The 9,008-nt window shown below is 58.4% G+C and carries 7 protein-coding genes; 1 reads left to right on the forward strand and 6 read right to left on the reverse strand.

Translation table 11 applies throughout. The features are described 5' to 3' along the window. Nucleotides 1–169: 169 nt before the first annotated feature. The 4 genes from HMPREF2630_RS07570 to msrA all read right to left on the reverse strand — a co-directional run bounded on the left by HMPREF2630_RS07570 (nucleotide 170) and on the right by msrA (nucleotide 3,607). The gene (locus HMPREF2630_RS07570) at nucleotides 170–997 is read right to left on the reverse strand and encodes a DUF6318 family protein (protein ID WP_070484251.1); all 828 of its coding nucleotides are present in this window, start codon (nucleotides 995–997) and stop codon (nucleotides 170–172) included. Between the two features lie 165 nt (nucleotides 998–1,162). Then, complete coding sequence (locus tag HMPREF2630_RS07575; RefSeq protein WP_049334064.1) at nucleotides 1,163–1,993, reverse strand: DUF6318 family protein; 831 nt, start codon at nucleotides 1,991–1,993, stop codon at nucleotides 1,163–1,165. Nucleotides 1,994–2,193: 200 nt separating this feature from the next. After that, on the reverse strand, nucleotides 2,194–2,988 hold the full coding sequence (locus HMPREF2630_RS09185; protein ID WP_152901364.1) for a DUF6318 family protein: 795 nt from the start codon (nucleotides 2,986–2,988) through the stop codon (nucleotides 2,194–2,196). Between the two features lie 97 nt (nucleotides 2,989–3,085). After that, nucleotides 3,086–3,607 (reverse strand): peptide-methionine (S)-S-oxide reductase MsrA, encoded by a 522-nt coding sequence (msrA, locus tag HMPREF2630_RS07585; RefSeq protein WP_049342804.1) that lies wholly within the window; start codon nucleotides 3,605–3,607, stop codon nucleotides 3,086–3,088. Between the two features lie 129 nt (nucleotides 3,608–3,736). On the opposite strand from msrA, the gene HMPREF2630_RS07590 reads away from it, so the two are divergent. Beyond that, on the forward strand, nucleotides 3,737–4,669 hold the full coding sequence (locus tag HMPREF2630_RS07590) for a Nif3-like dinuclear metal center hexameric protein (protein ID WP_070484253.1): 933 nt from the start codon (nucleotides 3,737–3,739) through the stop codon (nucleotides 4,667–4,669). A 164-nt stretch (nucleotides 4,670–4,833) separates the two neighbouring features. On the opposite strand, the gene HMPREF2630_RS07595 is transcribed toward HMPREF2630_RS07590, so the two are convergent. Together HMPREF2630_RS07595 and HMPREF2630_RS07600 are read right to left on the reverse strand one after the other, a co-directional pair. Beyond that, nucleotides 4,834–6,456, reverse strand: a complete 1,623-nt coding sequence (locus HMPREF2630_RS07595) for an S-layer homology domain-containing protein (protein ID WP_070484255.1) — start codon at nucleotides 6,454–6,456, stop codon at nucleotides 4,834–4,836. 292 nt (nucleotides 6,457–6,748) lie between these two features. Beyond that, nucleotides 6,749–8,698, reverse strand: coding sequence for an S-layer homology domain-containing protein (locus HMPREF2630_RS07600; RefSeq protein ID WP_070484257.1), 1,950 nt, complete (start codon nucleotides 8,696–8,698; stop codon nucleotides 6,749–6,751). Between the last annotated feature and the right edge of the window lie 310 nt (nucleotides 8,699–9,008).

Genomic DNA, 9,008 nt, shown 5'->3' on the forward strand with positions numbered 1-9,008 from the left:
ATCTGTATTCGTTAGAACTCTCTGGCTTTGCGGTGCCGCCGTGAGCCTCTCAAAGACTAAAAGTGAGAAGCCACATGTGTTTCGAAAAGCAACAAACATGGTGGCTTCTCGAAACACATGTGGCTTCTCAGCGGTATAGGGCGTAGAAACTTTACTGCGCCTGTTGAATCTACTGCGCCGAGGCCTCAGCAGAAGCGGTAGTAGCCTCCGCAGAAGCGCTCGGGCTCACCGAAGCAGCCGGCGAAGGCGAAGCGGTACCGGGAGTACGGCGCACCATACGCCAGGTGCCGTCCTGGTAATGAGCCACAACCTGGCCGGCCACCGGCTTACCCTGGTACTTGAACACATCGGCCAGGGTCTGGGTGCGGTCGTTGGTCTTGCTGTACACGCCAGCACCCTCGGCGGTATCAATCGTCATCTCGGTAGCCCAGGTGTAGTAACCGGTGCGAGTGTCCTTCGTGGGGCGATCCGCGGTCAGCGAGAAGACCAGAGGGCGCTCCGAACCAACCACCCAGCCGCTATCAGAGGCGTACATGCTCTGGAATAGCTCGGCCACCGTGGTGTAGTCACCCGTGTGGTCAATGTTCGTGAAGCGGGCACCGTCGCCGGTGAGCAACAGGTAGTTCAGGGTGGCCTGCCAGTACGCAATGAACGCGTGCAGGCCCTCAACGCTGTTCTCACGCAGCTTCGCGGGCTCCAGGGGAACCGGAACGTTCTGAGCCTTATGTTCCTTCGTACCGGCCTCAAAGGTGCCAGTCGAGGAGTAATCAGCCAGAACGACCTCGCCCTTCAGGCTGGGGCCGGGCTCAACGGTGGTCGTCGCCTCCGGAGTGGGTGCGACGGAGGCGGAAGGAGTCGTGCTTGCGCTCGAAGATGCGGTAGTCGCACTCGGCGAGGAAGACGACTCAGAAGAGTTAGAAGAGCAAGCGGCCAGCAGGGTAGCGGCCCCCATACCCAACGCAGTCAGCGCGGTACGGCGGGTGTACAGAGTAGACATAAGAATCTTTCTGAGTAATGTACGTGCATGAACAGTTAAAACCAGAATATCGCAGGCTGGTTCTCAACCCAATATGAAGATCCGATAGTGCAAAAAATGCGGCGGATGCTCGCACACTAGGCGCTAAAGCATCCGCCACATAGAGGTGCACCGTCGGGAGGCTGACTAGACGTTGAGTCCGCCGCTCTTCCCACTGCCGCTCTTCGGGCTCTTGGAGCTGGGGGAGGGAGAGCTGCTGGAGCTTCCGGAGCTACCGCTGTCGTCGTCGCTCGTATCTTTGGTGATAACGGTCCAGCCGCCAGACCTGTAGGTCATATCGATGTAGATGTCGTGGCTCTCCGCGGTAAAGGCGGTGTTGGAGCCCCTACCCTGCAGATAAATCTTCAGATTCTGATCGAGAAGCAAACGACCATTCCAACGGTATCGCGGGTTAGAGCCCGAGGACTTCTGGGTAGGAGTATCGGTGGAAAGCGAGATGCCCATCGGAGCATCAGAACCGTACATCCAACCGGACTTGTCCTGGTACATGGTGGAGAAACGCTGGAAAATCTCCACATAATCCTGATCGGACTTGCTCAGCGGTTCGGAGTCGCCAGTAAGCAACAAATAATTAATCGACGAAATCCAGTAGCCGAGGAAAGAGTAGATACCATCGACCGACGGGTCGTGCATGTTGCTCGGGGGGAGGGGCTTCGGCACGTTCTTGGCCTTTTCGGTTTCGGTGGCCGGAACGTAGGTGCCGTTCTTCTCGTAGTTATCGAACTTCAGGGGACCCTTGTAGGACTTACCCGAAGAAGCCGAAGCGGATGCCTTCGAAGAAGCAGACGCACTAGACGAGGAAGCCGCCGACGGAGACGAAGAAGACGAGCCCGAGGCAGAGGAATCAGCTAGGGGGCGTACCTTCGGAGCGCAGGCGCTCAGCGCGACGGTAGCCGTAGCGCCGGTGATAAATAGCGCGGTGCGTCGGGTAACGGGGGCGGAAGAAGGGCCGGTCATCGTAGCCTTTCGAAGTTTGTAGATTATCGGAAGTTGAGTGAGCCACCGCTCCTATCATACCTGTCCTTGCTGAAGGCCCCGTCATCGCGCGTCATGTATGAAATACGCCGCCGGACAGGCGCTTAAACACGAAATCCCGAAAACACAAAGTCCCCCGCACACAACCACAATAGTGCGTACGGGGGAGGGGAGAGAGGAAGTTATGCCGATGCCGAAGAAGCCGATGCGGAAGCCTCATCCTCGTGACCGGTGAGCATTACCCAGACACCATTCTTATACTCCACACCAACATACGTGCGGCCGCCCTCGCTCTTGGCAATCTTGTGGGGAGCAGAACCGTCTACGTGAGCCTTCAAATCCTGGTTGAAGGTGAGGTTGGCACTCCACGTGTACTGGTTGGGGTTCTTGGTGCTCTGACGGGGAAGATCCGCCAAAAGGCTCATCTCCATCAGGGTATCGGCACCGTAAGCCCAACCATCGTAGTCCTGGTATAGTCGAACGTACTCATCAAACTGCTTAACGTACACATCGGCGGGATCAGCCTTCTTGAGAGGCTCAGAATCGCCGGTGAGCATCAGGTAGTTGATAGCAGCCAGCCAGAAGCCCGTAAACTCGTAGATTCCCTCGGGGCTCCGATCATTCATGTGCTCCGGGGGGAGGGGCTTCGGCACGTTCTTGGCCTTTTCGGTTTCGGTGGCCGGAACGTAGGTGCCGTTCTTCTCGTAGTTATCGAACTTCAGGGGGCCCTTGTAGGACTTGTTAGAAGACGCAGAAGCGCTGGAAGAGGCCGAGGCGCTAGAAGACGCGGAGGCCGAGGCGCTAGAAGACGCGGACTCACTTGCCGAGGCGGATTCAGAAGCCGACTCGGAAGATTTCGACAGCGGATGCACGGACTGGGCACAGGCGCTCAGCGTCACGGCGGCACCAGCACCGGCGGCCAGCAGGGCGGCGCGACGGGTCACAATGGAAGAAACAGGGAAAGGGCTGTTCATCATAGCCTCTCGGTAGAATTCATCAGAGCTGAGTGAGCTACTGTAATCATCATACCCGGGCTACCCGTTCATCCCACTCACCGTCCGTCACAAAACCGTTCTAACGGAGCAGCTGCGAGAAAGCGCGGCGAGCCTTGGCCACCTTGGGGCTCACCACAAACGTGCAATACCCCTGCGCCGGATTGAGCGCATAGTAGTTCTGGTGAACAGGTTCGGCCTCGTAGAAGATATCGAGCGGCTTAATCTCGGTGACGATGGGTGCGTCAAAGAGCTGCTGGGCGCGCTCCTTAGCTCGCTCCGCCAGCTCGCGCTGCTGCTCGTCCTCGTAGAAAATCACCGAACGGTACTGTGAACCCGTGTCAGCCCCCTGACGGTCCCAACTGGTCGGGTCGTGGCTGATGAAGAAAATATCCAGGACGGTGTCGTAGCTGATTACCTGCGGATCGAAGGTAATCTTCACGGCCTCGTGGTGCCCGGTCGTTCCAGAGCACACCGAACGGTAATCGGGATCGGGCATGTCGCCGCCAGCGTAGCCGCAGACGCTCGCCTCAACCCCGCGGAACTGGCGATAGACGGCGTCCAGGCACCAGAAGCATCCACCGGCAAGAACAATTTCAGCCATAATCTCTCCTTGAACTATAAAACCACACTATCTGAAGAACACCGCCGAGCCGCATAATATTCCTGCGCTACCGCGGGCTTTGGCGTAAACCGCCACATGCCCCACCGCGCCACCTGCCACAATAGAGGTATGACTGAAGAACTCGCAACCCCCACCCTCGCAGAAGTCGTCGACGCCTTCCATACGCTCTTCCCGCCGCAGCTTGCCGCCGGCTGGGACGCCTCCGGTCTCGTCGCGGGTCGCGCCGCCGCCCCCGTACGCACCGTGCTCTTCGCCGTGGATGCGCTCGCCGCCACCGCCGAGGAAGCCATCGCCGAAGGGGCCCAGCTACTCATCACCCACCACCCGCTACTGCTGCGCGGAGCCCAGTTCATTCCCGACAGCACCTACAAGGGTGAGGTCCTCCACACCCTCATCGAGGGTGGATGCGGCCTGCTCGGCGCCCACACTAACGCTGATGCCGCCGTCGAGGGCGTGAACGAGGCGCTCTGTGACGCCATCGGCCTCATCGACCGTGAACCGCTCACCGAGGCACAGACCCAGGTGCTCGACGGGCAGGAACACGCGGTGGGTACCGGCCGCATCGGCACCCTGCCCGAAGAACTGACCCTGAAGGAGCTTGCCGAGCGCCTCGCGGCGGCCCTGCCCGCGACTGCCGGTGGCCTGCGCATCGCGGGCCGCGCCGACCAGCCGATCCGCCGCGTCGCCCTCTGCGGTGGTGCCGGTGACTCCCTCTTCGATGCGGTACGCGCCACCGACGCGCAGGTGTACATTACCGCCGACCTGCGCCACCACCCGGCCAGCGAGTTCCGCGAAACCGCACGAGTTACCGGCAACAACATCGCGCTAATTGATTGCTCCCACCCGGCTAGTGAATCGCTGTGGTTGCGTTCGGCGGCCGACCGCCTGCGCAAGCTGCTCGCCGAGCGCGGCTTCACCATCGAAACGAAGCTGTCCGCGCTCAACACCGACCCGTGGGATTTCACGGTTCCCACCGGCGTGGCCACCGGTCAGGATGCGCACTCGGCAAGCACCGCCGCAGCCCCCGCGTGGGAACTCTAGGGCGAGAATTCTAGGGGCGAGAACTCTAGAAGAATCCGCGCGGATTCCCTCATTGCGCAAGAGTTATTGTGCAAAAGTCATTGCGCAAGAGCCCGGGTACCCCGTTCGTTGTGACGAGGTACCCGGGCTAGAACCGGCCAGGCCTACTTAGTTACCTGGCCTACTTAGTTAGCAATGCGATACAGGCCGGTAGTGATAGGGTTCAGCACACGATGCCGGTAATAAAACAACATCCACTCCAACTCAATGCGGGTCACAGCATGGTTCGGTTCAAACATGCCGGTCTCGGGAGTAATAACATTCTGCTGGGTAGCCCACAGAATCTCACGATAGAATGCGGAATCCGGCGTAACATCCGGGAATGACGAAACACCTGATACTTCCGGTGAACCAGACGCACGGTAAATCATTGCGGCAACGGTTGCATTCGTGAGACCGTCCTCCGCGTGGAATTTTCCGTCAGGTCCGCCGAAAGTAACGCCCTTTTCACGAGCCCAAATGTAGGCGGCGTAGTTCGGATCGTCCGTCTTCACATCCGGCCACGGAGAGACGTCAGGAAGGTCCACCTTGGGGCTGCCCTTCATCTCATAAAGGGCGGAAGCCAGCTCACCGCGGGTGGCGGGCTGATTCTGTTCCTCGTCGTTCAGCGACGTAGAAAAGTACATGCGTTCCTCTACGGGAACGTATGCGTTCGTGAACCGCTGGACACCCTCAAACTTCAAATCCTGGTGCGCCAAAAGAACGCCGCGGTGCTCCGGGGCAAAACCCACCATCGGGGTGATGAGAGTCTTATCCGTCTTGCTGGGGTAACCGTAGTCGCTCCACGCCTCAATGACGTACTGCTTGGACGGATCCAGCGTGTTCGCGGGAATCTTGAGATTGACGAAAGCGAAGCCTCCCTCCAGGCTCCTCTCGTACTCATCATCGCCGTGGATGTAATGCTTCATCTCGCTCATGACCAGGACGGGGGAACCCGTACCCTTCTCGCGGATGACGTACATCATGCCCTCAGCGCCGGGGATGTCATGCCCCACGAAGCCCTGCCCCTGAATCAGCAGTTCCTGATTCTTCGTGGTGTCCTTCAGAGCATCGTATTTCAACTTAGGTGCGAAGGTATCGGAGTGATAATCATTGGTGCTCAGACCGTGATGCGTCACAACGTTCTTGCGAGCCCAGATATCCTGAACGGTTGACTGCGGCTGGCCCTCGGGCTCGGCAAGGATGCCAACCTCGTAACGCACCTTGTCCAGGGTCATATCCGGAAAATACTCCGCGAGGGTGTAGTAACTCGGCAAAGTATTAGCCTCAACCTTCAGCGGGGCGACAAAGGTGCCGTCATCGTCAATGGTGAAGTCCTTGCCCTCTTCGAACCGCAGAAGAGTGTCGGTAATCTGCAGAGCGTTATAGGGGACGTTCTCCTCGGGGGCGATGTAGATGACTACCTTGCCGTGCTGCTCGCGCCACTCCTTGGTGAAGCCGGTGCCCAGAACCGTGATTTTACTGTCCTCACCGGTGTACAGGCCGTCGCCCTCTTGCCCGATGTAGTCGCGGCCGTCCTGGTAGTAGTAATCCTCATATGTAACGGTGAAAGACGGCTCATCCGCGACATCCTGAGTTGCAGGGGTATTGGCAGCCGGTGCGTTAGCAACGGGCGCGTTTGCGGTGGGCGGTGCGTCCTGAGCCAGCACCGGGGTCATCGGCAGGACCATTGCGCTCGCCAGTACGAGCGCGCTGCAGTTCCGAGCCGCGCGGAGGAATGAAGACTTAGAGTTCGGAAGTGAGGACATAAGACATCCTTAGGGTCATTTCTCCGGGGCTGCGCGAGCTTACCGGCAGGCCGGGAATCTACCGTCGAATCTGCGCGTGCCCCATGAGAAAAGTGGTTGAAAATCCCCCTCGGTTTCGGGGATATCCTCACCCTATCAAAGCGTTGAACGATTGTCAGGAAACACTCAAGGGATACTTGAAGGTTCGTGGAAATCTTACGCAGCGGTTAGCTATTAAAAGCTGAACCCCGTGCTCCCGAACAGAAAACCATTCGGGAGCACGGGGTCATTCAGGCGGCTACGCTGAGCGAGCCTAGAAAGCCATCATCAGAACCTCCAGCTCACCGCGAGTCACCATGTGCTTGGGGTTGAACGTGCCGCTGGTACTCAGTGCAACCTTGTTCTGCCCAGCCCACGCAATCTCACGGAAGAACGCAGAACCCGGGGCCACATCGGTGTACGGGGACCAGTACTGCACGGTGGGGGACCCAGCCGCGCGGTAGGTGAAAGCCGCGACGGTAGCGTTCGAAATTCCGGCATCCGCATGGAACTTGCCATCAGCCCAGCCGAAGGTAATGCCCTTCTGGCGAGCCCAAATGTAGGCGGCATAGTTCGGGTCGGTGGTCTTCACATCCGGCCAGGGAGAGGTCTCGGGGAGGTCCACCTTGGGACTACCAGCCTGAGCGTACAACGCCGCTGTCAGCTCGCCGCGGGTAGCGCGCTCCTTGCGCTGCTCATCGGTCAGACTGGGCTGCTTACCCTCAGTAGCGTCAGATCCCTTGAAGTTCAGGTCTTGAGAAGCCAGTAGGGTACTGCGGCCCTCGGGCGCCTTGCCCACCACAGGGCCGGCAAACTCGCCGTTCTTATAGCCGTCGTTACTCCAAACCTCCACGACGTACTTCTTCGCCGGGTCCAGAGTACTCGCCGGCACCTTCACGACGCCGCGTACCTCGCCGTTCTCGAACTCAGAAAAATGGTGATAGCGGTTATACCAAAAGATGTCACTCGTCGCCAGAACCGGGGTGTTCGAACCCTTCTCACGAATCACATACTGAACACCCCCGGAGGAGGCAAACTTACCGTAGAAGCCGGTACCCAAAAAGTAAATGCTCTGATCAGCGGCGGTGTCACCCAGAGCCTTGTACTCCACCTTGGGGGCAAACGCGCTGGAGCGGAACGCCTGAGTGTCCAGCACAGTACGATACAGCACGTTCTTACCAGCCTGCAGGTCCTCCACAGTCAGCTGGGGCTCACCCTGCATCTCGGTAAACATACCAATCTCGTAACTCACCTCGTAACGCTTCTCGTAACGCGGAATGCCGAGGAAAGGAGCGCGAGGCTTGTAGTAGCTCTGCAACGCATCGGGCTTGACCGTCAGCTGAGCGTCCAAGACGCCGTTTTCAGCAATGGTGAAGTCCTTGCCCTCCTCAAAACGGAGTAGAACATCATTGGCGGGCAGAACATCAGCGCCGTCAGGAACACCCTGAGAAGCAACAATGTAAACCACTACCTTGCCATGCTTCTCACGCCACTCCTTGGTGTAGCCCCAACCCTTCACGTGGATGGTGCCGCCCTCGGAGGTGTACAGCAGCTGTTCCTTGTTGTCGTACGAAAACTTGAACGTAGCTTTCTGCGGGGTCTTACCCGGAATATCCGCAGCCGTCGTGCCGTCAGAGCCATCGAAGTCCAGCTCCTGGGTAGCCAGCAGGGTACCGCGACTCTCGGGCGCCTGACCCACGACGGGGGTAATAAACTCGTCGCCCTCGTAGCCGTTGTTACCCCACACCTCGATAACATAATCCTTTGACTTATCCAGGGTGTTCGCCGGAATCTTCACCGTACCGTGGATGTAGCCGTCCTGGTAAGCGAAAGCCAGCTCCTTGTGGTTATATTCAATGATGTCGCTAACCACCAGAACCGAGGCGTTCAAACCCACCTCTCGCACAACAACCTGAACACCCTTCGGGGAGTTAATCTCGCCGCCGAAACCCCAACCCGAGAATTCCAGAACCTGGTCCTCATCAGTGTTCTTCAACGAGTGGTAGCCCAAGTGGGGAGTGAACTCATCAGAAGTGGCAACAGGGTTCTCACGGACGCGATCACCCGACTGAGAACTAGCCGCTGCAGTTGCAGTCGTATCTGCAGTAGCGTTCTGGGCAAGCGCTGGAGACATTGGCAGAACCATCGCGCCGGCCAGCGCCAATGCGCCGCATCCCTGCGCCGCACGGAGGAAAGAAGACTTAGAGTTCGGAAGAGCGGACATAAACATTCCTTATCGGTCATGTCCATTGCGCCGATGCAGGTTCTAAATGGGGGTGAGAAATTTCCGTCGAATCTGCGCTGGCCCAAGGAGAAAGTGGTTGAGTATCCCCGTCGGTTTCGGGGATATTCTCACCCTACCAAACCCTCAATGAGAAGTCCCGAGAACGCTCAAGGGACGAGTAAAAGTCCTGAAATTTTGTGCCTCAACGACCCTGCAAGCACTTAAAAGAGCGCAGAAAAATGGTTCAAACAACGGGTACAGAAAACGGGCACAGAAAACCCCGTGCTCCCGAACAGAAAACCATTCGGGA

This window comes from Rothia sp. HMSC072B03, assembly GCF_001809565.1.
GTDB classification, from domain to species: domain Bacteria; phylum Actinomycetota; class Actinomycetes; order Actinomycetales; family Micrococcaceae; genus Rothia; species Rothia mucilaginosa_A.

Bases quoted from the DNA above. Each gene is read 5' to 3' on its own strand.
- HMPREF2630_RS07570 (WP_070484251.1), bottom strand. From the start codon at position 997: ATGTCTACTCTGTACACCCGCCGTACCGCGCTGACTGCGTTGGGTATG.
- HMPREF2630_RS07575 (WP_049334064.1), bottom strand. From the start codon at position 1,993: ATGACCGGCCCTTCTTCCGCCCCCGTTACCCGACGCACCGCGCTATTT.
- HMPREF2630_RS09185 (WP_152901364.1), bottom strand. From the start codon at position 2,988: ATGATGAACAGCCCTTTCCCTGTTTCTTCCATTGTGACCCGTCGCGCC.
- msrA (WP_049342804.1), bottom strand. From the start codon at position 3,607: ATGGCTGAAATTGTTCTTGCCGGTGGATGCTTCTGGTGCCTGGACGCC.
- HMPREF2630_RS07590 (WP_070484253.1), top strand. From the start codon at position 3,737: ATGACTGAAGAACTCGCAACCCCCACCCTCGCAGAAGTCGTCGACGCC.
- HMPREF2630_RS07595 (WP_070484255.1), bottom strand. From the start codon at position 6,456: ATGTCCTCACTTCCGAACTCTAAGTCTTCATTCCTCCGCGCGGCTCGG.
- HMPREF2630_RS07600 (WP_070484257.1), bottom strand. From the start codon at position 8,698: ATGTCCGCTCTTCCGAACTCTAAGTCTTCTTTCCTCCGTGCGGCGCAG.